The sequence below is a fragment of the Pseudomonas sp. JL23 genome, from assembly GCF_056933585.1.
This window is the reverse complement of sequence record NZ_CM167795.1, coordinates 6,395,893-6,418,907: the sequence shown is the minus strand read 5'-3', so window position 1 is coordinate 6,418,907 and position 23,015 is coordinate 6,395,893. Positions and strand designations below refer to the sequence as shown.

Annotated in this window: 18 protein-coding genes; 10 read left to right on the top strand and 8 right to left on the bottom strand. The window is 60.4% G+C overall.

Annotated elements, in window-relative coordinates; genetic code table 11:
• The 7 genes from phaC to AC1Z24_RS29295 all read right to left on the bottom strand — a co-directional run bounded on the left by phaC (position 1) and on the right by AC1Z24_RS29295 (position 9,522).
• The gene (gene phaC, locus AC1Z24_RS29325; protein ID WP_483743772.1) at positions 1-1,680 is read right to left on the bottom strand and encodes a class II poly(R)-hydroxyalkanoic acid synthase; all 1,680 of its coding nucleotides are present in this window, start codon (positions 1,678-1,680) and stop codon (positions 1-3) included.
• A gap of 300 nt (positions 1,681-1,980) precedes the next feature.
• Positions 1,981-2,358 (bottom strand): gamma-butyrobetaine hydroxylase family protein, encoded by a 378-nt coding sequence (locus tag AC1Z24_RS29320; protein WP_483743771.1) that lies wholly within the window; start codon positions 2,356-2,358, stop codon positions 1,981-1,983.
• Between the two features lie 93 nt (positions 2,359-2,451).
• Complete coding sequence (gene hslU, locus AC1Z24_RS29315) at positions 2,452-3,786, bottom strand: ATP-dependent protease ATPase subunit HslU (protein ID WP_483743770.1); 1,335 nt, start codon at positions 3,784-3,786, stop codon at positions 2,452-2,454.
• A gap of 68 nt (positions 3,787-3,854) precedes the next feature.
• Positions 3,855-4,385, bottom strand: a complete 531-nt coding sequence (gene hslV, locus AC1Z24_RS29310; RefSeq protein ID WP_259104273.1) for an ATP-dependent protease subunit HslV — start codon at positions 4,383-4,385, stop codon at positions 3,855-3,857.
• 247 nt (positions 4,386-4,632) lie between these two features.
• Positions 4,633-5,334, bottom strand: coding sequence for an SPOR domain-containing protein (locus tag AC1Z24_RS29305; protein WP_259104274.1), 702 nt, complete (start codon positions 5,332-5,334; stop codon positions 4,633-4,635).
• A 1-nt stretch (position 5,335) separates the two neighbouring features.
• Complete coding sequence (argS, locus tag AC1Z24_RS29300) at positions 5,336-7,072, bottom strand: arginine--tRNA ligase (RefSeq protein ID WP_483743769.1); 1,737 nt, start codon at positions 7,070-7,072, stop codon at positions 5,336-5,338.
• A gap of 230 nt (positions 7,073-7,302) precedes the next feature.
• Positions 7,303-9,522, bottom strand: a complete 2,220-nt coding sequence (locus AC1Z24_RS29295) for a primosomal protein N' (RefSeq protein ID WP_483743768.1) — start codon at positions 9,520-9,522, stop codon at positions 7,303-7,305.
• 167 nt (positions 9,523-9,689) lie between these two features.
• Between AC1Z24_RS29295 and rpmE the strand changes: the two genes are divergently transcribed.
• From rpmE to AC1Z24_RS29280, 3 genes are all read left to right on the top strand, one after another.
• A complete protein-coding gene (gene rpmE, locus AC1Z24_RS29290) occupies positions 9,690-9,911 on the top strand; it encodes a 50S ribosomal protein L31 (protein ID WP_259104279.1) in 222 nt (73 codons plus the stop codon).
• Between the two features lie 476 nt (positions 9,912-10,387).
• Complete coding sequence (gene ltrA / locus AC1Z24_RS29285) at positions 10,388-11,809, top strand: group II intron reverse transcriptase/maturase (protein ID WP_483743767.1); 1,422 nt, start codon at positions 10,388-10,390, stop codon at positions 11,807-11,809.
• Between the two features lie 391 nt (positions 11,810-12,200).
• A complete protein-coding gene (locus AC1Z24_RS29280; RefSeq protein ID WP_259104281.1) occupies positions 12,201-13,469 on the top strand; it encodes a malic enzyme-like NAD(P)-binding protein in 1,269 nt (422 codons plus the stop codon).
• A 201-nt stretch (positions 13,470-13,670) separates the two neighbouring features.
• Here AC1Z24_RS29280 and AC1Z24_RS29275 read toward each other — a convergent pair whose 3' ends face one another.
• Positions 13,671-16,112, bottom strand: a complete 2,442-nt coding sequence (locus AC1Z24_RS29275; RefSeq protein WP_483746736.1) for a penicillin-binding protein 1A — start codon at positions 16,110-16,112, stop codon at positions 13,671-13,673.
• A gap of 209 nt (positions 16,113-16,321) precedes the next feature.
• Between AC1Z24_RS29275 and AC1Z24_RS29270 the strand changes: the two genes are divergently transcribed.
• The 7 genes from AC1Z24_RS29270 (at position 16,322) to aroB (ending at position 23,005) form a co-directional block, all read left to right on the top strand.
• Positions 16,322-17,386, top strand: a complete 1,065-nt coding sequence (locus AC1Z24_RS29270) for a pilus assembly protein PilM (protein WP_483743766.1) — start codon at positions 16,322-16,324, stop codon at positions 17,384-17,386.
• Positions 17,386-17,952 carry a PilN domain-containing protein gene (locus AC1Z24_RS29265; protein WP_259104285.1) on the top strand — a complete coding sequence of 189 codons (567 nt, stop codon included), beginning with the start codon at positions 17,386-17,388 and terminating at the stop codon, positions 17,950-17,952. Before AC1Z24_RS29270 ends, AC1Z24_RS29265 begins: the two co-directional genes overlap by 1 nt.
• Positions 17,949-18,572: a type 4a pilus biogenesis protein PilO gene (pilO, locus tag AC1Z24_RS29260; RefSeq protein ID WP_483743765.1), complete on the top strand. Its 624-nt coding sequence runs from the start codon at positions 17,949-17,951 to the stop codon at positions 18,570-18,572. The genes AC1Z24_RS29265 and pilO overlap by 4 nt, the downstream gene beginning before the upstream one ends.
• The gene (locus tag AC1Z24_RS29255; RefSeq protein ID WP_259104289.1) at positions 18,569-19,096 is read left to right on the top strand and encodes a pilus assembly protein PilP; all 528 of its coding nucleotides are present in this window, start codon (positions 18,569-18,571) and stop codon (positions 19,094-19,096) included. Before pilO ends, AC1Z24_RS29255 begins: the two co-directional genes overlap by 4 nt.
• Before the next feature lie 38 nt (positions 19,097-19,134).
• Complete coding sequence (locus tag AC1Z24_RS29250; RefSeq protein ID WP_483746735.1) at positions 19,135-21,264, top strand: type IV pilus secretin PilQ; 2,130 nt, start codon at positions 19,135-19,137, stop codon at positions 21,262-21,264.
• A gap of 4 nt (positions 21,265-21,268) precedes the next feature.
• Entirely contained in the window at positions 21,269-21,787 is a 519-nt protein-coding gene (gene aroK, locus AC1Z24_RS29245; RefSeq protein ID WP_259104291.1) for a shikimate kinase AroK, read from the top strand.
• A 114-nt stretch (positions 21,788-21,901) separates the two neighbouring features.
• Positions 21,902-23,005 (top strand): 3-dehydroquinate synthase, encoded by a 1,104-nt coding sequence (gene aroB / locus AC1Z24_RS29240; RefSeq protein ID WP_483743764.1) that lies wholly within the window; start codon positions 21,902-21,904, stop codon positions 23,003-23,005.
• Positions 23,006-23,015: the final 10 nt, after the last annotated feature.

The window sequence follows — 23,015 nt, the reverse complement described above, 5'->3', positions numbered from 1 at the left end:
CTAGCGTTCGTGGACATAAGTGCCTGGCGATGCTTCACCCGCCGGATAGGCCTTGCTGCCGAGTGTAGTCGGCGATTTCTTCAGTTTGCCCGCGCGTTCAGCCAGCCAATTCTGCCAGTGCAGCCACCAGGAGTCGGTGTGTTTGGTGCCGTTTTCCTGCCATTCCTTGGGATCAACCGGCATCTCGGGGTTGGTCATGTAGCGCGACTTGGGGTTGCCCGGCGGGTTGAGGATGCTCTGGATATGGCCGCTGCTCGACAGCACGAACTCGGTCTTGCCACCGAACAGGCGGGCCGACTTGTAGCAGGAGGTCCAGGGGGTGATGTGGTCATTGGTCCCGGCCAGGCAGAATACGTCACTGGTGACTTTCTGCAGATCGATGGGTGTGCCGCAGACTTCGAGTGCATTGGGGCGCACCAGCGGGTTGTTCTTGAACATCTCGATCAGGTCGCCGTGGAAGGCGGCGGGCAGGCGGGTGGTGTCGTTGTTCCAGAACAGGATGTCGAACACCGGCGGCTCGTTGCCCAACAGGTAGTTGTTGACCCAGTAATTCCAGATCAAGTCGTTGGGGCGCATCCACGCGAAAACCTTGGCCATGTCGCGCCCTTCCAGCACCCCGGCCTGATAGGAGTGGCGCTTGGCCGATTCCAGGGTCTGCTCGTCGACGAACAGCGCCACGTCGGTGTCCAGGGTGGTGTCGAGCACACTGACCAGGAGAGTCAGGGCGTTGACCTTCTGTTCGCCCAGAGCGGCGTAATGGCCCAGCAGTGCGGTGCAGGTAATGCCGCCTGAGCAGGCGCCGAGCATGTTGACGTCCTTGCTGCCGGTGATGGCGCAGACCACGTCGACCGCTTCCTTGACTGCATCGATGTAGGTGGACAGGCCCCATTCGCGCTGAGCCTTGGTCGGGTTGCGCCAGCTGATGATGAAGGTCTGCACGTTGCTGCGCAGGCAGAAGCGCGCCAGGCTCTTGTCCGGGCTGAGGTCGAAGACGTAGAACTTATTGATCTGCGGCGGCACTACCAGCAGCGGGCGCTCGTAACTCTGTTCGGTGATGGGGCGATACTGGATCAGCTCCAGCACATCGTTGCGGAACACTACCGCGCCTTCGCTGGTGCCCAGGCTCTTGCCGACTTCGAACGCGTCCATATTGACCTGGCTCGGCATGCCGCCGTTATGAACCAGATCCTTCGCCAAATGCGACATGCCGTCGAGGATGCTTTTGCCGCCGGTTTCGAAGAAGCGCTTGATCGCCGCCGGATTGGCCGCGCTGTTGGTCGGCGACATCGCTTCGGTCAGTAGATTGATGACGAAATGGCCGCGGCTGATGTCCTGCGGGGTGAGGTTGCTATCGTCGATCCAGTCGTGCAATTCCTTACGCCAGGCCAGGTAGGTTTGCAGGTAGCGACGGTACAGCGGGTTCTGGCTCCAGGCCGGATCGGCGAAGCGACGGTCATCGGCGGCCGGTTGCAGGGTCGATTTGCCCAGCATCACATTCTTGAGCTCGGCGCCCAGTTGCGCGACGTGCTTGATACTCAGGAACGGCTGTTTGACAGTCAGGCGCAGAACCATGCGTGCGGTGTTCAACAAATCCTTGCGCCTGAGCCCCACCACCGGGTTAAGCCCAAGGGTGTGTTCAGAGGCCTGTTGCTGCAGGTCTTCGCTATTTTTGTTACTCATCCACGACGCTCCATTGTCCTGAGGTGAGTACGGGCCTGGCCGTGATCCAGCGTCACGGGCAATGCCGGTACTGCTGCTCGGTAACCGATGATGTAAACAACCGCATCGACAGAAAGGCGCGCTACCGCACGAGCGCTTGCCCACTGTCTTTCTCTGCGTCAAATCGATGCAGAGAACTTGCCAGAGTCATTGGTTACGCGAGATTTCAAATTTGCGCAAGCGGGGCCAGTCATTGGCCGCTGCGCGGGACATTGAAACAAAACCGATTAGAAAGTGCGTCCTAAACCGGCAAGCGGCGGGCTAGAGCATCAGTTTGATAACTTGCTCGGAAGGGTCACGGGATTTTCCGGCGTTCTTGAGCTCCACCAGATAATCGTCCCACAGCGATTCCTGGCGTTGCGCCAGTTGGTACAGATATTCCCAGGTGAACAATCCGCTGTCATGGCCGTCGTCGAAGGTCAATTTCAGTGCGTATTGCCCGGCCGGTTCCACCTTGCTCAGGCCGACGCCCAGCTTGCCGAATTGCAGGATCGGTTTGCCATGGCCCTGCACCTCGGCGGACGGCGAATGCACCCGCAGAAATTCGGCGGGCAATTGGTATTCCTCGTCGGGCCCGTATTTCAGAGTCAGGGTTTTCGAGGCTTTGTGCAGCTGAATGGCGGAGGGCATTGGAGGCATAGGGGGTCTCAGCTGCGAGTGACGAGCTACGAGCTACGAGTAAAAGCCGATCTGATTTGGCTCGAAGCTCGTAGCTCGCGGCTAGTAGCTGTCTTAGAGAATATAGCGGGACAGATCTTCGTTCTGCGCCAATTCGCCCAGGTGACTGTTGACGTATTCGGCGTTGATCAGGATCGGGCTCGCATCCGGGGCACCGGCCAGGTCGCCGGCACTGAACGACACTTCTTCAAGCAAGCGCTCGAGCAAGGTGTGCAGGCGGCGGGCACCGATGTTTTCGGTCTTCTCGTTGACCTGCCAGGCGATCTCGGCCAGACGCTTGATGCCGTCGGGCTGGAACTCGATGGCCAAGCCTTCAGTCTTGAGCAGCGCGCAGTATTGCTCGGTCAGGGAGGCATGGGGCTCGCTGAGGATACGCTCGAAATCTTCCGGGCTCAGGGCTTTGAGTTCGACGCGGATCGGCAGGCGACCTTGCAACTCCGGCACCAGGTCGCTCGGCTTGCTCAGGTGGAACGCGCCGGACGCGATGAACAGGATATGGTCGGTCTTGACCATGCCCAGCTTGGTGTTGACGGTGCAGCCTTCGATCAGTGGCAGCAGGTCGCGCTGCACGCCTTCACGGGACACATCGGCGCCGCCGACATTGCCGCGCTTGGCGACTTTGTCGATCTCGTCGATGAACACGATGCCGTGTTGCTCGACTGCTTCCAGGGCCTTGGCCTTGAGTTCTTCCTCGTTGACCAGGCGGCCGGCCTCTTCGTCACGCACCAGTTTCAGTGCTTCCTTGACCTTGAGCTTGCGGCTCTTCTTCTTGCCCTTGCCCATGTTGGCGAACAGGCTTTGCAGCTGGTTGGTCATCTCTTCCATGCCCGGTGGCGCGGAAATATCGACGCCCACGGCTTCGCTGACTTCGATCTCGATTTCCTTGTCGTCCAGCTGACCTTCGCGCAAGCGCTTGCGGAACAGCTGGCGGGTGTTGGAATCGCTGGTCGGCGGTTCTTCGTTGAAGCTGCTACGGGCTGGCGGCAGCAGAGCATCGAGGATGCGATCTTCGGCGGCATCTTCGGCACGGTGGCGGACCTTGACCATCTCCTGCTCGCGCAGCAGCTTGATCGCGGCATCCGCCAGATCGCGGATGATCGACTCGACATCGCGACCGACATAGCCGACTTCGGTGAACTTGGTCGCTTCAACCTTGATGAACGGTGCATTGGCCAGCTTGGCCAGGCGCCGGGCGATTTCGGTCTTGCCGACACCGGTCGGGCCGATCATCAGGATGTTCTTGGGGGTCACTTCGACGCGCAGCTCTTCAGGCAGTTGCATGCGCCGCCAGCGGTTGCGCAGGGCAATGGCGACGGCGCGCTTGGCGTCGTCCTGGCCAATGATGTGACGGTTCAGTTCGTGGACGATTTCACGGGGAGTCATGGACATGGTAGTTGACGGTCCTCTGGGACAGGCAAGGGCTGCACGGCCGCCGTCGAGCGGGGCCGGTGCGACGCTTACTCGGCGAGGTCCTGCTCCTCAATGGTGATGTTGTGGTTGGTGAAGACACAGATATCGCCGGCGATATTCAAGGCGGTCTCGGCGATTTCACGGGCGGACAGGTCGGTCTTCTGCAGCAGGGCGCGAGCGGCGGCCTGGGCGTAAGGGCCGCCGGAGCCCATGGCGATCAGCCCGTCTTCGGGCTCGACCACGTCACCGTTGCCGGTAATGATCAGCGAAGCGTCTTTGTTGGCCACGGCCAACATCGCTTCCAGACGGCTGAGGGAGCGGTCGGTGCGCCATTCCTTGGCCAGTTCAACAGCGGCACGAACCAGATGGCCCTGATGTTTTTCAAGCTGGCCTTCGAAGCGTTCGAAAAGCGTGAACGCATCGGCGGTGGCCCCGGCAAAACCGGCAATGACTTCACCGTGGTACAGGCGGCGCACTTTCTTTGCGTTGCCTTTCATCACGGTATTGCCCAAGGAAACCTGGCCGTCGCCGGCCATGACGACTTTGCCTTGGCGGCGCACTGAAACGATGGTGGTCAAGGGGAGAGTCTCCACACAGCGGGGCGAAAATGCCCTGGTGAAAACTCATATGGGGGTGGGGGTGGGTATTTCAACCTTGACCATAGTCGGGGGATGAATGGCCTCATGCGGACGACCTGCTTTGTAGGCGCTGCCGAAGGCTGCGAATGAGGGCTTATCTATTTGTGGGACCGGCTTCAGCCGGGAAAGTATCTTGGATTCAAAGACGCCTTCCCGGCTAAAGCCGGTCCCACAGGTCTGGGGCTGTTTATTTGCTGCGCTGTTGCAACAACAGGTTATTGAAGCCACTGCCCGCCAGTTGTTTCTGCGCGGTGGTCAGTTGTTCGCGGTTGCTGAACGGGCCGACCAGTACGCGATACCAGGTTTCATCCTTGACCGTGCCGGACTCCACGTTGACCGCCTGGCCGAGCAGTATGATCTGTGCACGCACCTTGTCCGCGTCCGCCTGCTTGCGGAACGAGCCGGCCTGCAGGAAGAACTGGGTCACCGGCGCCGGTTTGGCGGTGTTCACCACCGGAGGCGCAGGCGGCGGGGTCAGGCCGCTGAGGGCGGCCTGGGCGCGCACGGTGTCGATCTTCGCCGCCTGTTCAGGTGTGACCGCAGGCAGCGGTGCAACCATGGCAGGCGGGGTTTTCTCCGGCACGGCTTCCTTGGGCACGATGACTTCCGATTCCGGCAGCAGTGTGTAGAAATCGTACTTGGGCTTGACCGGCGCGGTCGGGCTCGGCGGCGTCTTGTTCGCTTCGACGATTTTCGCCGCCTTGGCTTCGGCCTTGACGCGCTTGACGTCCTCGCCACCGGGTTCGAGTTTCATCAGGAAAACGATGAACGCGCCAACAGTGAGCCCGGCAACCATCCACAGCCAACCCGGAATAGGCTTTTTCGCCGGAGCCTGATAGCGGCTTGCACCGCGTTTCGGGGGGGGAGACTTCTTCTTCGCAACGGCCAAATTACATACGCTCCAGAGTTTCCAGACCCAACAGATCCAGGCCTTGCTTGAGAGTGCGACCGGTCAATGCGGCAAGGCGCAGACGGCTCTGTTGTTGTTCAGGGTTCTCGGCACCGAGGATCGGGCAGTTTTCGTAGAAGCTGGAAAACAGCCCGGCCAGGTCGTAGATGTACGCGCACAACACATGTGGCGTGCCTTTCTCTGCGACGTTGTTGAGAATTTCGCCGAACTGGGCCAGACGAGCGGCCAGTTCCTGCTCCTGCGGTGCATCCAGGACGATCTGACCCTTGCTGGCATCAAAGGGTTCGCCCAGTTTGCGGAATACGCCGGCCACGCGGGTGTAGGCGTACAGCAGGTAGGGCGCGGTGTTGCCTTCGAAGCTCAGCATCTGGTCGAAGTTGAAGCTGTAATCGCTGGCGCGGTGCTTGGACAGGTCGGCGTATTTCACCGCACTGATGCCCACGGCCTTGGCGATCTGGCGCAGCTCGTCTTCGGCCAGCTCCGGGTTCTTCTCCTTGACCAGGGTGTAGGCGCGTTCCTCGGCTTCGTCGAGCAGATCGACCAGTTTCACCGTGCCGCCATCGCGGGTCTTGAACGGACGGCCATCGGCGCCGTTCATGGTGCCGAAGCCCATGTGTTCCATGTGCATGCCGTTGGTGACGAAACCGGCGCGGCGGGCCACTTCGAACACTTGCTGGAAGTGCAGGGCCTGACGCTGATCGACGAAGTACAGGGCACGATCGGCTTTCAACACGTTGCTGCGATAGCGCACGGCCGCCAGGTCAGTGGTGGCGTACAGATAACCGCCACCGGCCTTTTGCACGATGACCGGCAGCGGGGTGCCTTCGGCGGTCTTGAACTCTTCGAGGAACACGCACTGGGCGCCGTTGCTCTCGACCAGCAGCCCGGCTTTCTTCAGGTCGCTGACGACATTGGCCAGGTCGTCGTTGTAGGCGCTTTCGCCCATGACATCGGCCGGGGTCAGTTTAACGTTGAGGCGCTCATAGACTTCCTGGCAGTGGGACAGGGAAATGTCCTTGAAGCGGGTCCACAGGCTCAGGCATTCGGCATCACCGGCTTGCAGCTTGACCACCAGGCCACGGGCGCGCTCGGCGAACTCTTCGGACTCGTCGAAGCGGCCCTTGGCGGCGCGGTAGAAGTTTTCCAGGTCTGACAGCTCGTCGCTGGTGGCCGGGGTTTCCTGCAGATAGGCCAGCAGCATGCCGAACTGAGTGCCCCAGTCGCCGACGTGGTTCTGGCGGATCACGGTGTCGCCGAGAAACTCCAGGACACTGGCCACGCCGTCGCCAATGATGGTCGAACGCAGGTGGCCGACGTGCATTTCCTTGGCCAGGTTCGGCGCCGACAGGTCGACGACCACGCGCTGAGCCGCCCCATTCTTGCGTACCGACAGGGTCGCATCGGCCAGCGCGGCATCCAGGCGCGAGGCCAGGGCCTGGGTATTCTGGAAGAAATTGAGGAAGCCGGGTCCGGCGATCTCGACCTTGCTGATCTGCTCGTCGGCAGGCAGGGCGGCGATGAGTTTTTCCGCCAGGTCGCGAGGCTTCATGCCCGCCGGCTTGGCCAGCATCATCGCGATATTGCTGGCGAAGTCGCCGTGGGTCTTGTCCCGGGCGTTTTCCACCTGAATCGCCGGGGTCAGCCCTTCAGGCAAGACGCCTTCGTTGACGAGTCGGGTCAGGGCTTGTTGGATCAACTGGCGAATGGTGTCTTTCATGATGCTCTCTTTCGACCGCAAGCGCGGCGGCGCCTGGATGCGCGGGTGGAAAAACTGGGCATTATCCGTGGCGGGGACGGGCTTGCCAACCGTGTTGGATGGGCGGGGACGTCCACGCGGCAAACATGGAACTCATGTGGGACCGGCTTTAGCCGGGAAGACGTCCTCCCTATCGAGGAAATGCGCCGGATGTACTGGCCCTTTCCCGGCTAAAGCCGGTCCCACATCTATCAATAAAGATCCACCGGATCCACATCCAGCGACCAACGCACCTGGCGGCCGCTGGGCATTTGCTCCAGGGCCAGCATCCAACTGTTGAGCAAGCGGTGCAGCGGCGCCCGGGCGCTGGCCTGGACCAGCAGCTGCGCACGGAAGCGCCCGGCGCGGCGTTCCATGGGCGCTGGCACCGGGCCGAGCAGTTCGATGCCGCCCAGCTGCATTTCGCTGACCAATTGCTCGGCTTCAGCGCAGGCTTCGTCGAGAAAGCCCTCGGCCTGCCCCGGTTTATGGGCCTCGGCACGCAACAGCGCCAGGTGGGCGAACGGCGGCAATCCGGCGGCGCGGCGTTCGCTCAGGGCCTGCTCGGCGAAGGCGAAATAGCCCTGTTCGGTCAGTTGCACCAACAGCGGATGGTCGGCCAGGTGGGTCTGGATGATCACTTTGCCCGGTTCTTCGGCACGCCCGGCCCGGCCTGCGACCTGCACGATCAACTGCGCCATGCGTTCGGCGGCGCGGAAATCGCCGGAAAACAGCCCGCCATCGGCATCGAGGATCGACACCAGGGTCACCCGCGGGAAGTGGTGACCCTTGGCGAGCATCTGCGTGCCGACGAGGATGCACGGCTGACCGCGCTGGACCGTGGCAAACAGCTGGTTCATCGCGTCCTTGCGCGAGGTGCTGTCGCGGTCGACCCGCAGCACCGGGTAATCCGGGAACAGGATGGCCAGGCGATCCTCGGCCCGCTCGGTGCCCGCGCCGACCGGGCGCAGGTCCACCTGATTGCACGACGGGCACTGACGGGGCACGCGTTCGGCATGGCCGCAGTGGTGGCAGCGCAGTTCGCCGGAGCGTTGGTGTACGGTCATGCGCGCATCACAGCGCGGGCAGCCGGACAGCCAGCCGCAGTCATGACACAGCAGCGTCGGGGCGTAGCCACGGCGGTTGAGGAACACCAATACCTGTTGGCCCGCCGCCAGGGTCTGGCCGATGGCCTGCTGCATCGGCCCGGAGATGCCGCTGTCCATGGGCCGGCTTTTCACGTCCAGGCGCAGGAAGCGCGGCTGCTGGGCGCCGCCGGCGCGTTGGGTCAGGCGCAGCAGGCCGTAGCGACCGGTGTAGGCGTTGTGCAGGCTTTCGAGGGACGGCGTAGCCGAGCCCAGTACGATCGGGATGTTCTCCTGGCGGGCGCGGACCAGAGCCAGATCCCGTGCGTGGTAGCGCAGGCCTTCCTGCTGTTTATAGGAGCCGTCGTGTTCTTCGTCGATGATGATCAGGCCCGGATGCTTCATGGGCGTAAACAGCGCCGAGCGAGTACCGATAATAATGTCGGCCTCGCCATCCCGGGCGGCGAGCCAGGCGTCGAGGCGCTCGCGATCGTTGACCGCCGAATGCACCAGGGCGATACGCGCATTGAAGCGCTGCTCGAAACGCGCCAGGGTCTGCGGGCCGAGGTTGATCTCCGGAATCAGCACCAGGGCCTGCTTGCCCGCTTCCAGAGTCTCGCGGATCAGTTGCAGGTAGACCTCGGTCTTGCCGCTGCCCGTGACGCCGGCCAAAAGAAAGGCATGAAAGCTGTCGAAACCGGCACGAATCGCCTGATAAGCCGCGCGCTGCTCGGTATTGAGCGGCAGTTCCGGCTGTGCCAGCCAGCGTTCATGGCGGGCGACCGGGGCATGGCTACGCACTTCGACCTGCACCAGATTCTTTTCCAGCAGCAGGTTGAGGCTGCTTTTATTCAGCTCCAGCTTGTCGAGCAACTGATGGGCGACGCCGTGGGGATGCTGGGCCAGGGTGGTCAGGGCTTCGCGCTGTTTGGGCGCGCGGGCGATACGCGGGTCGTCGATGCTGGCATCGGGCGCCACTTGCCAGAAGCGCTCCTGGCGCGACTCCGCCGGCTCGCCCTGGCGCAGCAGCACCGGCAGGGCCCAACTGAGGGTGTCGCCCAGGCCGTGCTGGTAATACTGCGAGGTCCACAGGCACAGCTTGAACAGTGACGGCGGCATCGGCGATTGCTGATCGAGCAGGGCCAGGGCGGGCTTGAGCTTGTCGGCCGGGACGTCGCTATGATCCACCACCTCAATCAGCACGCCAATCATCTGCCGCGAGCCGAATGGCACCCGCAGGCGCATGCCTGGTTGCAGCGCACTGCGCTCAACGCCAGCAGGCAGGCGATAGTCGAACAGGCGGCGCAGCGGTGAGGGCAGGGCAAGGCGCAGGATGGCGTCGGGCACGCGGGAAATTCCCTGTTGCGGTCGTGAGCGGACGGCGAGCTTAGCAGACGATCGGTGCTGACGTTCACTTGCGTCATTCCAATTGTCTGGTAGTATCCGCAGCCTTATTACGTGCGGTATTCAACAATAGTGTTGGGTGGCGGCACGTCTAGCCCGAGGAAGTATCCATGAAAGCTGATATCCATCCAGTTTACGAAGCCATTGACGCAACCTGCAGCTGCGGCAATGTCATCAAAACTCGTTCCACTCTCGCCAAGCCTCTGAGCCTGGACGTGTGCAACGAATGCCACCCGTTCTACACCGGCAAGCAGAAGACGCTGGATGTGGGCGGTCGTGTTGACCGTTTCAAATCGCGTTTCGGCGCGTTCGGCGCTGCCAAAACCAACTAATCCCTGGTTTTGCTGTGCAAAAAGGCGTCCTTCGGGGCGCCTTTTTTGTGCGTGCGCCAGGCATGGCGCGTTGCGCGTAGCGCAACCAGTTTGGCTGTGGTGGCCATGCTGGTGACTGGGAGGTGAAAGTCCTCTACACACCCGGCAAGGGGAAGTGTTAGCCAGAGGCAAGGGTGTCGCGGGTGACTGCGAATCTGAAGGAAGCCCGAGGCAAAATGCTGGCCTGACGAACAGGAAGCGGATGAGGCGGCACAGCGGGGTAAGGGGGCGTATTTTCCCAAAGCCCGATACTTGCACGGAACGCTGTGACGTAGATCCGACAGGCATAAGCAGGAAGGTCGCGCGAATTACCCTGGGAGATCTGCGCGTTTGCCACTGTGCTACCGAGCGTCGAGAGGCGACGGGATGAGCGTGCAGAAGTCAGCCGAGGCCGTAGTAAGTGGCGAATAACCCCGTCACCAAGGGCCGAACAAGGTATGCCGCCAGTAGGCGTCAAAGTCTCGTTGAATACCGAAATGCAGAAATTTCTCCCAGAGAAGACTGTTACTCCGAGTCCCGGACAGTATCCGAGGATGACGGCTGACAGCGCACAGGTATCGGCGGCGTCTGTGACGTGGACGAACGCGGAGCCGGACACGCTGATGGAACGGGTGCTTGCACCCGCTAACCTTAGGCGTGCTTATCAACGCGTGGTCAGCAACAAGGGCTCGCCGGGTACCGATGGTATGACGGTCGAGCAATTGGCGGGCTACGTGAAACAGTATTGGCCGATCCTCAAGGCTCGGTTGCTGGTCGGCGAGTATCACCCGCAGGGTGTGCGCGCCGTTGACATCCCCAAACCCAAAGGCGGAACACGACAACTGGGTATTCCCAGCGTCGTGGATCGCCTGATCCAGCAGGCACTGCTGCAACAGCTCACGCCGATCTTCGATCCTCTGTTCTCGGACTATAGCTACGGCTTTCGTCCGGGTAGAAGCGCTCATCAAGCCATCGAAAAGGCCCGTGACCACGTAGGAGCGGGCAACCGCTGGTGTGTGGAACTTGATCTTGAAAAGTTCTTTGATCGAGTAAACCACGACGTATTGATGGACAAGATAGAGCGTCACGTCGAAGACAAGCGCGTGCTTAGACTGATCCGTCGTTACCTCGAAGCCGGAGCGATGTCGAGCGGGATCGTCAGCCGACGACAGGAGGGGACGCCGCAAGGCGGCCCGCTCTCGCCGTTGCTGTCGAACATCCTGCTTAACGAACTCGACCGCGAGCTGGAACGACGGGGACATCGTTTCGTGAGGTATGCCGACGATACGAATATTTATGTGCGCACTCGTCGTGCGGGCGAGCGAGTGTTGGCCGGTGTTGAGCGCTTCCTGAATCAGCGCCTAAAACTGACGCTGAATCGGGAAAAGAGCCGTGTGGCACGTCCGTGGTTCTGTGATTACTTGGGCTATGGGATGAGCTGGCATCAGCAGCCGAGATTGAGAGTGGCAACGATGAGTTTGGCTCGCTTGCGCGACCGGCTCATGGAGCTGCTGCGCGGGGCACGGGGCCACAAGATGGCGAATGTCATCGGACGTATAAACCCTGTGCTGCGCGGGTGGTCAGGCTACTTCAAGCTCAGTCAGAGCAAACGGCCACTTGAGGAAATTGACGGCTGGGTGCGGCGCAAGCTCCGCTGCGTCCTTTGGCGTCAATGGAAGCGGCCCTCAACGAGGGCGCGTAACTTGATGCGCCTGGGGCTTAGCGAAGCTCGTGCCTGCAAATCAGCCTTCAATGGCCGAGGCCCATGGTGGAGCTCGGGAGCATCTCATATGAATCAGGCGTTGCCGAAGAGGCTATGGGATCAACTTGGGTTAGTCTCGGTACTGGATACGATAAACCGGTTTAGCCGCATAACTTGAACCGCCGTATACGGAACCGTACGTACGGTGGTGTGAGAGGACGGCGGCTGTAAAGCCGCCTCCTACTCGATCCGCGATTTACTCCATATAGGTTTTCAGTCAGCTCGACAGTGTGCGGCGCAACGCCGCAGGGCGCTGCAAGGATGTGTGCGACGAGAGGGCGTCTGGCAAGGTTGGGTGCGCTGGCTGAACCTGATCGGTCATCCTATGATTGTGCGGCTGCCTGCGGTTTGAACGCTCTGCGGCGGGGTCCCGGAGTCCCGCGTATAAGCGTAAAGTCGTAGCTCGCGCCCCTTGACACAAGTGACCGGGCAGTCTTGTTCGGACTTTCTTACTTGCGTATCCTCGGCGGTCCGTCTGTCCCACAGAAATAAAAAAGCGGAATGCACACATGTCTGATCTGAAAACTGCCGCTCTCGAGTATCACGCCAATCCCCGACCAGGAAAACTGAGCGTTGAACTCACCAAGCCTACTGCAACCGCTCGTGATCTGGCGCTGGCCTACAGCCCGGGTGTTGCTGAACCAGTCCGTGAAATCGCTCGTGACCCTGAGCTGGCCTACCGCTACACCGGTAAGGGCAACCTGGTTGCAGTGATCTCCGACGGCACCGCCATTCTTGGCCTGGGTAACCTGGGTCCATTGGCCTCCAAGCCGGTCATGGAAGGCAAGGGTGTTCTGTTCAAGCGTTTCGCCGGGATCGACGTTTTCGATATCGAAGTGGACTCCGAAAGCCCGCAGGCTTTCATCGACACCGTTAAACGTATCTCCATCACTTTCGGCGGCATCAACCTGGAAGATATCAAGGCACCTGAGTGTTTTGAGATCGAAAAGGCTCTGATCGAGCAGTGCGACATTCCGGTTTTCCATGATGACCAACATGGCACCGCAATCGTTACCGCTGCCGGCATGATCAACGCTCTGGAAATCGTCGGCAAAACCCTGGAAGAGGCGAAAATCGTCTGCCTGGGCGCCGGTGCCGCTGCTATCTCCTGCATGAAGTTGCTGGTGAGCATGGGCGCGAAGATCGAAAACATCTTCATGATCGACCGTAATGGCGTGGTCCACTCCGGCCGTACCGACCTGAACCAGTACAAGGCAGTGTTTGCCCACGCGACGGAAAAACGCACCCTGAGCGATGCCCTCGACGGTGCCGATGTATTCGTTGGCCTGTCCGGTCCGAACCTGCTGAGCGCGGAAAACCTCAAGCTGATGGCCCGTGACCCGATCGTGTTCGCCTGCTCGAACCCTGATCCGGAAATCGCTCCGGCCCTGGCTCACGCCACCCGTGACGACGTGATCATGGCCACCGGTCGTTCGGACTTCCCGAACCAGGTCAATAACGTGCTGGGCTTCCCGTTCATTTTCCGTGGTGCTCTGGACGTTCGCGCCAAGCGCATCAACGAAGAAATGAAAATCGCTGCGGCCAACGCCCTGCGTGAACTGGCCAAGCTGCCGGTTCCACAGGAAGTCTGCGACGCTTACGGTGGTATCAAGCTGGAATTCGGTCGTGAGTACATCATCCCGAAACCAATGGATGCACGCCTGTTGGGCCTGATCGCTGACGCAGTAGCGAAAGCGGCCATCGAGACCGGCGTTGCAACCCTGCCGTATCCGAAGCACTACCCGCTGAAAAGTGTTGATGACGTGTTCAACGGCTGAGGTTGGGCGATAAACAAAAAACCCGCAGCGATGCGGGTTTTTTTGTGGGTGCGATTTGATGGACGGTGAGAGTAGTACCGGCTTTAGCCGGGAGGGCGATCTCGCGGCTGAAGCCGCTCCGACGGACTAGATGCTGGCTTCAGGCTACTATCGACCTGACATTCTGCGTCACATCCAGACGCAGAATGCGGTGCGAGTGCATCAGAACAGGTCGATAGGCGCCGACTCATCCGCTGGCAGCGGGCTGCCTGGCACTACGCCATTGCCCAGTTCATTCACGCTTGGCGGCGTATCTTCGCTTTTGAATAGCTCGAAGAAGGCGTTCGGCGTGCTTGGCGTCGCGGCGCGGCCACTGACCGGGTCGACTCGCAGACTAAGAATGCCATCCGGTTCGGCCTGGGTATGCGGCGGCTTGTCCTTGAGCGCGGCGCTCATGTATTCCATCCAGATCGGCAGGGCGACGGTGCCGCCAAATTCCCGACGGCCAAGGCTTTCCGGTTGGTCGAAGCCTGTCCAGACCGTGGTCACGTAGTCGCCGTTGTAGCCGGTGAACCAGGCGTCCTTGGACTCGTTGGTCGTACCTGTCTTGCCGGCGATATCCGGGCGGCCCATGGACAGCGCGCGGCGGCCTGTACCCAGTTTGATCACGTCCTCGAGCATGCTGTTGAGAATGTACGTAGTGCGGCCGTCGACGATGCGCTCTGCCACAGCCGGGGCCGTAGGGTCCACGGCGGCAGGAGTGACGTTGGTGGTCAAAGCCGGACCATCATTGACAGCATAGATCGACGTGTTGGGCGCGACTTTGCTGTCAACCGCTGGCACGGTCGGCGGATTGGCCGTAAACAGCGTGGAGCCCTCGCGGTTCTCGATCTTCTGGATCAGATACGGCGAGATCTTGTAGCCGCCGTTGGCAAAAGTGCTCCAGCCGGTGACGATTTCCATCGGCGTCAGGGTTGCGGTACCCAGGGCCAGGGACAGGTTACGCGGCAGATCAGCCTTGTTGAAGCCGAAGCGGGTGATGTAATCGATCGTGCTTTCGACACCCAATGCCTGCAGCAGGCGGATCGAAACCAGGTTGCGCGACTTGTACAGCGCTTCGCGCAGGCGGATCGGACCGAGGAAGGTGCCGTTGTCGTTCTTCGGACGCCAGACCTTGTCCAGGTATTCGTCGACGAACACGATGGGTGCGTCGTTGACCAGGCTGGCGGCGGTGTAGCCGTTATCCAGGGCGGCGCTATAAACGAACGGTTTGAAGCTCGAGCCCGGCTGGCGCTTGGCCTGGGTGGCGCGATTGTAATTGCTCTGTTCGAAGGAAAAACCGCCGACCAGTGCCCGGATGGCGCCGTTTTTCGGGTCCAGGGACACCAGTGCGCTCTGGGCGGTCGGGATCTGGCTGAACTTCAGGGTGCCATCAGGCTTGCGCTGCAGGCGAATCAGGTCGCCGACATGAGCCACGTCAGCTGCCGAGCGCGGCGCTCCCCCTATGCTGTTGGTGTTCAGATAAGGACGCGCCCATTTCATGCTGTCCCAGGCAACGGTTTCTTCCTTCTCGCCGTTATGGGTCAGCACGCGCAGGCCGTTCTTGTCGATCAGGGTGACGATGGCCGGTTCAAGGCCGCTGATGGTGCGCTGCTTGACCAATTCCTGAACCCAGGCTTCACGGGTCATGCCGGGGAAGCGACTTTCCGGGCCACGGTAGCCGTGGCGCTGGTCGTATTCGATCAGACCGTCCTGAACGGCGCGGTTGGCGTCTTCCTGGCGATCGCTCGGCACTGTTGTAGTGACGCGGAAGCCTTCGGTGTAAGCATCGCTGCCATAGCGACCGACCATTTCGGCGCGGGCCATTTCGGCGATGTACGGGGCATTCACTTCCGGCGTCGGTACGTGATAGCTGGCGTTGAGCGGCTCGGCCAGCGCGGTCTGGTAGGCCTTCTCGTCAATCTTGCCTAGCTTGAACATGCGCCCCAGGATCCAGTCGCGACGCTCTTTGGCACGCGCCGGGTTGGCCAGGGGGTTGAAGCGCGACGGTGCTTTGGGCAGGCCGGCAATCGTGGCCATCTGGCCCAGGCTGGCATCGCGGATGGATTTGCCGTAATAAACCTGCGACGCGGCCTCGATACCGTAGGCGCGGTTGCCCAGGTAGATCTTGTTGACGTACAGCTCAAGGATCTCGTCCTTGGTCAGTTGGCGCTCGATTTGCAAGGCAAGAAGAATCTCGGTGGCTTTACGTGAAAAACTTCTTTCGCTGGTCAGGAAAAAGTTTTTCGCCACCTGCATGGTGATGGTGCTGCCGCCGGTCTGAATGTGGCCGCTTTTCACCAGTTGTGAAGCCGCGCGCATCAGACTGCTGGGGTCGACGCCGTAATGGTTGGCGAAGTTGTCGTCCTCGGCCGAGAGCAGGGCGTTGATGAAGTTGGGCGGGATCTCGGAGAAGCGGATTGGCGAGCGACGCATTTCGCCAAACTCTGCAATCAATTTGCCGTCACTGCTATAAACTCGCAGCGGGATTTGCAGCTGGATGCTTCTCAGGGCGTCAACGGACGGCAGACTGGGGCTCAGGTAGAGATAGGCACCGCTCAGAACGAGCACGAGCCCACAGACCATGGCGACGAGAGACCACCAGAAAAACTTCAGCAGGCGTATCAAGGCTTTTGGATTTCCAGAAAAAAGAATGGGTTAAGCGCAGGCATCAACAAATGAACACGCCTTGAAGCTTGTTTAAACGAAAAAAACGCTGGGCATTATAAGCATTTTTCGTCTCCGAGCGTTATTTGCGCTACTGTCAAGGCAGCCGCTGGTGGCACTGAACAAAAAATTGTCCGTAAGTGACGGAAACTCATAGGAAATAGGTTGTGTTCGAACTCTTTGGTAAGAAGGCCAATACCCTTCTAGGGATCGATATTAGCTCCACCTCGGTAAAACTCCTTGAATTGAGTCGTTCCGGCACACGCTACAAGGTCGAGTCATACGCGGTTGAACCATTGCCCGCCAATGCTGTGGTCGAGAAGAACATTGCTGAGCTGGAAGGCGTCGGGCATGCCTTGTCGCGTGTGCTCGTCAAGGCCAAGACCAGCGTCAAAAATGCGGCGGTTGCGGTTGCCGGGTCGGCGGTCATCACCAAGACCATCGAGATGGATGCCGGTCTGACCGACGACGATATGGAAAACCAGCTCAAGATCGAAGCTGACCAGTACATTCCCTACCCCCTCGAAGAAGTGTCCATCGACTTTGAAGTCCAGGGCTATTCGCTGCGCAATCCCGAGCGCGTTGAAGTCCTGCTCGCGGCCTGCCGCAAGGAAAACGTCGAAGTCCGTGAAGCGGCCCTGGCTCTGGCGGGACTGACCGCCAAAGTGGTCGACGTTGAAGCCTATGCCCTGGAGCGTTCGTTCGGTCTGTTCTCGGCCCAGTTGGGCAACGGCCACGAAGAGCTCACCGTCGCGGTAGTGGATATCGGCGCAACCATGACCACCCTCAGCGTGCTGCACCGCGGTCGCATCATCTATACCCGCGAACAGCTGTTCGGCGGGCGTCAGCTGACCGAGGAAATCCAGCGTCGCTACGGCCTGTCCATGGAAGAGGCCGGGCTTGCCAAGAAACAGGGCGGCCTGCCCGACGACTACAACCTGGAAGTCCTGGCGCCGTATAAGGACGCCCTGGTTCAGCAGGTTTCCCGCTCATTGCAATTCTTCTTCGCCGCCGGGCAGTACAACTCGGTGGATTACATCATGCTGGCAGGCGGTACGGCTTCCATTGCCGGTCTCGACAGGTTGATCCAGCAACGCATCGGCACTCCGACCCTGGTCGCCAATCCGTTCGCCGACATGGCCCTGAGCGCCAAGGTCAATGCCGGTGCATTGTCCAGTGACGCCCCCGCCCTGATGATTGCCTGCGGCCTGGCCATGAGGAGCTTTGACTGATGGCTCGGATTAACCTTTTACCCTGGCGTGAACAGCTGCGCGAAGAGCGCAAGAAACGCTTCCTCACCGCCCTGGCATGCGTGCTGGTGGTGGCCGTAGCCCTGTTGATGCTTGTCGATCGCTACCTCAGTGCTGAGCTGAGCAACCAACTGGCGCGCAATGCCCTGGTGCAGAAAGAGGTCGCTCAACTGGATCTGCGGATCAAGGAAATCAGCGACCTCAAGGCACGTCGCAAGCAGTTGCTGGAACGGATGAAGATCATTCAGGACCTGCAAGGCAACCGACAGGTCATAGGCCGGGTCTTCGATCAACTGGCCCGCAGTGTTCCGGACGGCGTCTATTACAACGAAGTGACTATGAAGGACAAACTCATCTCCATCAGCGGCATCGCCGAGTCGAACAATCGGGTGTCGGACCTGATGCGTAATCTCGCTGCCTCATCGTGGCTGGAGTCGCCGAACCTGACTGAGGTGAAGGCAGCCGCTGCCGGTGCTGTGGATCAGGCCAACTCTTTCCAACTGACGGTGCGCCAGACGCAGCCTTCGGTTGAGGGAGCCAAGCCATGAGGCCCGCAGAATGGCTGGAGAGCCTGCGCAAGGTTGAAATCAGCGAGCTGGACCTCAACAACCTCGGCTCATGGCCTGTGGTGGTCAAGGTCATTGCTTCGGCACTGTTGACGGTGCTGGTGCTGGGCCTTGGGTATTTCTTCTATATCCAGGATCTTGAAGGCCAGCTCAGCTCCGCGCAGATCGGTGAGACCACGCTCAAGGAGCAGTTCACCACCAAGGCGTTCCAGGCGGCCAACCTTGAGCCGTACAAGCGCCAGATGACCGAAATGGAAAACACGTTCGGCGCCTTGCTGCGGCAGTTGCCCAGCGATACCGAAGTGCCCGGCCTGCTTGAAGATATCACCCGTACCGGCCTGAGCAGCAACCTGGAATTCGAAGAGATCAAGCTGTTGCCCGAGTCGGTCCAGCCGTTCTACATCGAGCTGCCGATCCAGATCACCGTGGTCGGGGCTTACCACGACCTGGCGACCTTCGCCAGCGGCGTCTCCAGCCTGCCGCGGATCGTCACCTTGCATGATTTCGCGATCAAGCCGGCCGACCCGAAGAATCCGCTGAAGTTGCGCATGAGCATCCTGGCCAAGACTTACCGCTACAACGATGAAGGGCTGAAGAAATGAGGGTGGCGCGATTGCTGTGCGTCAGTGCGGCCTTGATGGGGCTGGCCGGTTGTGGCAACGACAACCAGTTTGCCGATTTGACCACGTTCATGAACGAAGCGAAGGCCAAGCCCACCGGAGTCATCGAGCCGCTGCCCAAGTTTCGTCCTTACGAAGCCTTTGCCTACAGCGCCTCGAACCTGCGCAGTCCTTTTCAGCCGCCGATCAAGAACGACACCGTCGCCCGGCAGAAAGGCTCGCGGCAGATCAAGCCGGATGAGACGCGGGTCAAGCAGTTCCTCGAAGGATTCGGCATCGAGACCTTTGAAATGGTCGGCACGATCTCCAACGACACCGGTACTTTTGCCCTGTTGCGCGGCGCTGGTGGCGTGCATCGGGTCAAGGTAGGCGATTATCTGGGGCGTGATAACGGCCGCATCGTATCGGTCAGTGATTCGCAGGTGGATGTCATCGAAATTGTTTCTGATGGGGAGGGAGCCTGGCTGGAACGACCGCGCAGTATCTCCCTTAAAGAACGCTCATGAAGTGGGTTGGAACAAGCATGCAACAACGGAAATTCATCATGACCCGGATTCTCTCGATTATCGGCGTATCGCTATGGATTGCGATGATTTCGCCGGTGACCCAGGCCGCCAGCCTGAAGGCGCTGGATGTCGCTTCATTGCCTGGAGACCGGGTCGAGCTGAAGCTGACGTTTGACACTCCGGTCCCTGAACCGCGTGGCTATACCACTGCGCAACCGGCGCGTATCGCCCTGGATCTGCCGGGCGTAGTAAGTCAGTTGGCCAGCAAGACGCGCGACCTGGGCGCCGGTAACGCCCACAGCGTGACCGTGGTCGAAGCCAAGGACCGTACGCGGGTCATCGTCAATCTGACGACTTTGGCACCGTATTCCACCAGGGTCGAAGGCAATCGCCTGTTCGTCGTTGTGGGTCAGGGGCCGAGCCCTGTTGCTGCAGCGCCTGCCGCACAGCCTGCCGCAGCCCGTCCAGCCATTACCAAGGGCGCCGCCCAGGTTTCGGTGCCGCCGTCGACTGCGGCCAAGGCCTATGTCCCGGTGGGGCGGGTGATCAAGAATGTCGACTTCCAGCGCGGTGAGCTGGGTGAGGGCAACGTGATTATCGACCTGAGCGATCCGACCATGGCGCCGGATATTCAGGAGCAGGGCGGCAAGATCCGCGTCGATTTCGTCAAGACCCAACTGCCGGACAAGCTGCGCCTGCGTCTGGACGTGAAGGACTTCGCCACGCCGGTGCAGTTCGTCAATGCCTCGGTGAGCGGTGACAAATCCAGTATCGAGATCGAGCCTGCCGGTGCCTTCGACTATTCGGCCTACCAGACCGAAAACAAGTTGACCATCAGCGTGCGTCCTTTGACTACCGAAGACGTGGCCCGCCGCGCGGCTGACAAGCCGGTGTACACCGGCGAGAAGCTGTCGCTGAACTTCCAGGACATCGACGTGCGCTCGGTGCTGCAACTGATCGCCGACTTTACCAACCTCAATCTGGTGGCCAGTGACACCGTTCAGGGCGGCATCACCCTGCGCCTGCAGAACGTGCCATGGGATCAGGCGCTGGATCTGGTGCTCAAAACCAAGGGCCTGGACAAGCGCAAGGTCGGCAGCGTACTGCTGATCGCTCCGGCGGACGAAATCGCCGCCCGCGAGCGTCAGGAACTGGAGTCGATGAAGCAGGTAGCCGAACTGGCACCGCTGCGTCGTGAGCTGTTGCAGGTCAACTACGCCAAGGCCAAGGACATTGCCGATCTGTTCAAATCGGTGACCCGTCAACAAGCCGAAGGCGCTGAAGAGAAAGAGCGCGGCTCGGTCACGGTCGATGCCCGCACCAACAGCATCATTGCCTACCAGACCCAGGATCGTCTCGACGAACTGCGTCGCATTGTGGCCCAGCTGGATATCCCGGTACGTCAGGTGATGATCGAAGCGCGTATCGTCGAAGCCAACGTCGGTTATGACAAGGCACTCGGCGTGCGCTGGGGTGGTTCGACCAACCTCAAGGGTAAAAGCAAGTACAGCACTTATGGTCTTGATGACAATGGTGACGAAGCTGGCAATACAGGCACCAATCTGGGCCCTAACACGCCTTTCGTCGACCTGAGCGCGGCCAACGCCACCTCCGGCTTTGGCATCGGCTTCGTCACCGGCAACACCCTGCTGGATCTGGAACTGAGCGCCATGGAGAAGACCGGCAACGGTGAAATCGTTTCCCAGCCCAAAGTCGTGACCTCTGACAAAGAGACCGCGAAGATCCTCAAGGGTACGGAGATTCCTTATCAGGAAGCCAGCTCCAGCGGCGCGACCACGGTCTCGTTCAAGCAGGCCGCGCTGTCTCTGGAAGTAACGCCGCAGATCACTCCGGACAACCGCATCATCATGGAAGTGAAGGTCAACAAGGATGAGCCGGACTACCTGAACACAGTGCTGGGCGTACCGCCGATCAAGAAAAACGAGGTCAACGCCAAGGTGTTGATCTCCGATGGCGAAACCATCGTGATCGGTGGCGTGTTCTCCAATACGCAAAGCAAAGTTGTCGACAAGGTGCCATTTTTGGGCGATGTGCCGTACATTGGCCGCCTTTTCCGACGCGACGTGGTTTCGGAGCAGAAATCCGAGCTGCTGGTATTTCTGACTCCGCGTATCATGAACAACCCGGCGATTGCTGTGAGTCGTTGATTCTGTGCGAAATTTAATACTTGTAGGGCCGATGGGGGCTGGCAAAAGCACCATCGGCCGTTTGCTGGCCAAAGAGCTGCGATTGCCGTTCAAGGATTCCGACAAGGAAATCGAACTGCGCACGGGAGCCAATATCCCGTGGATCTTCGACAAGGAAGGCGAACCCGGATTTCGTGATCGCGAGCAGGCCATGATTGCCGAGCTCTGTGCTGCTGACGGCGTCGTTCTGGCGACCGGTGGCGGCGCGGTCATGCGCGGTGAAAATCGCCAGGCCCTGCATGCCGGGGGGCGCGTGGTGTATCTGCACGCCTCGGTGGAGCAACAGGTAGGCCGCACGGCCCGTGATCGCAATCGCCCGCTGTTGCGTACCGCCAACCCGGAGCAGGTGCTGCGTGACCTGCTGGCCCTGCGCGATCCGCTGTATCGCGAGATTGCCGATATCATCATCGAAACCGACGAGCGGCCGCCGCGAATGGTCGTCCTTGACATCCTCGCGCGCTTGGCAGAGCTTCCTCCCCGTTAAAGCGCAGGCAGAAATGCGCTATCCTCGGCGACCACTGAAGCAGGCATGTGATATGGCCTTATGCCATTTCTGTCCCGCTCGCAGATGCCCAATCGTTATTCAATGTGGGGACACATGCAGACATTAAAGGTCGAGCTTGGCGAACGCAGTTACCCGATCCATATTGGCGAAGGCCTGCTGGACCGGCTTGAGCTGCTGGCGCCGCATATCGTCGGTCGCCAGGTAGCCATCGTTTCCAATGCGACGGTCGCACCTCTTTATCTTGAGCGGCTGACCCGCACCCTGGCCGGATACAGCGTGATCTCGGTGGTGCTGCCTGATGGCGAGGCGTTTAAGAACTGGGAAACCCTGCAAACCATTTTTGATGGCCTGCTGACTGCGCGCCACGATCGCCGGACCACGGTTATCGCCCTGGGTGGCGGTGTGATCGGCGATATGGCCGGTTTTGCCGCAGCCTGCTATCAGCGCGGCGTCAATTTTATCCAGGTGCCGACCACCCTGTTGTCCCAGGTCGATTCGTCCGTGGGCGGCAAGACTGGTATCAACCATCCGCTGGGCAAGAACATGGTCGGCGCCTTCTATCAGCCCAATGTGGTGCTGATCGATACGGCGACCCTGAACACCTTGCCTGAGCGCGAGCTGTCGGCCGGTCTGGCCGAAGTGATCAAATACGGTCTGATTTGCGATGAGCCCTTTCTGGTCTGGCTCGAAGAGCATGTCGACCAATTGCGCAGCCTGGATCAGGTCGCGTTGACCGCTGCCATCGAGCGTTCCTGCCGGGCCAAGGCCCTTGTGGTGGGCGCCGATGAGCGCGAGACCGGCGTGCGTGCCACCCTCAACCTGGGCCACACCTTCGGCCATGCCATCGAAACCCATATGGGTTACGGCGTATGGTTGCACGGTGAAGCCGTGGCGGCGGGTACGGTGATGGCGCTGGAAATGTCCTCGCGCCTGGGCTGGATCACCGCCCAGGAGCGTGATCGTGGTATTCGCCTGTTGCAGCGTGCCGGTCTGCCTGTCGTGCCGCCGCAGGAAATGACTCCGGAACACTTCCTCGAACACATGGCTGTCGACAAGAAAGTGCTTGATGGCCGTATGCGTCTGGTCCTGCTGAGCCGTATGGGTGAAGCGGTGATTACCGACGATTATCCGAAAGAAGTACTTCAGGCCACCCTGGCGACGGATTACCGCGCCTTGGTGGATCAGCTTAGAGGCTAATGATAAATCC

Excerpts from the sequence above, each read along its gene's own strand:
- phaC (WP_483743772.1), bottom strand. The coding sequence starts at position 1,680 with ATGAGTAACAAAAATAGCGAAGACCTGCAGCAACAGGCCTCTGAACAC.
- AC1Z24_RS29320 (WP_483743771.1), bottom strand. The coding sequence starts at position 2,358 with ATGCCTCCAATGCCCTCCGCCATTCAGCTGCACAAAGCCTCGAAAACC.
- hslU (WP_483743770.1), bottom strand. The coding sequence starts at position 3,786 with ATGTCCATGACTCCCCGTGAAATCGTCCACGAACTGAACCGTCACATC.
- argS (WP_483743769.1), bottom strand. The coding sequence starts at position 7,072 with ATGAAAGACACCATTCGCCAGTTGATCCAACAAGCCCTGACCCGACTC.
- rpmE (WP_259104279.1), top strand. The coding sequence starts at position 9,690 with ATGAAAGCTGATATCCATCCAGTTTACGAAGCCATTGACGCAACCTGC.
- ltrA (WP_483743767.1), top strand. The coding sequence starts at position 10,388 with ATGCCGCCAGTAGGCGTCAAAGTCTCGTTGAATACCGAAATGCAGAAA.
- AC1Z24_RS29280 (WP_259104281.1), top strand. The coding sequence starts at position 12,201 with ATGTCTGATCTGAAAACTGCCGCTCTCGAGTATCACGCCAATCCCCGA.
- AC1Z24_RS29265 (WP_259104285.1), top strand. The coding sequence starts at position 17,386 with ATGGCTCGGATTAACCTTTTACCCTGGCGTGAACAGCTGCGCGAAGAG.
- pilO (WP_483743765.1), top strand. The coding sequence starts at position 17,949 with ATGAGGCCCGCAGAATGGCTGGAGAGCCTGCGCAAGGTTGAAATCAGC.
- AC1Z24_RS29255 (WP_259104289.1), top strand. The coding sequence starts at position 18,569 with ATGAGGGTGGCGCGATTGCTGTGCGTCAGTGCGGCCTTGATGGGGCTG.
- AC1Z24_RS29250 (WP_483746735.1), top strand. The coding sequence starts at position 19,135 with ATGACCCGGATTCTCTCGATTATCGGCGTATCGCTATGGATTGCGATG.
- aroB (WP_483743764.1), top strand. The coding sequence starts at position 21,902 with ATGCAGACATTAAAGGTCGAGCTTGGCGAACGCAGTTACCCGATCCAT.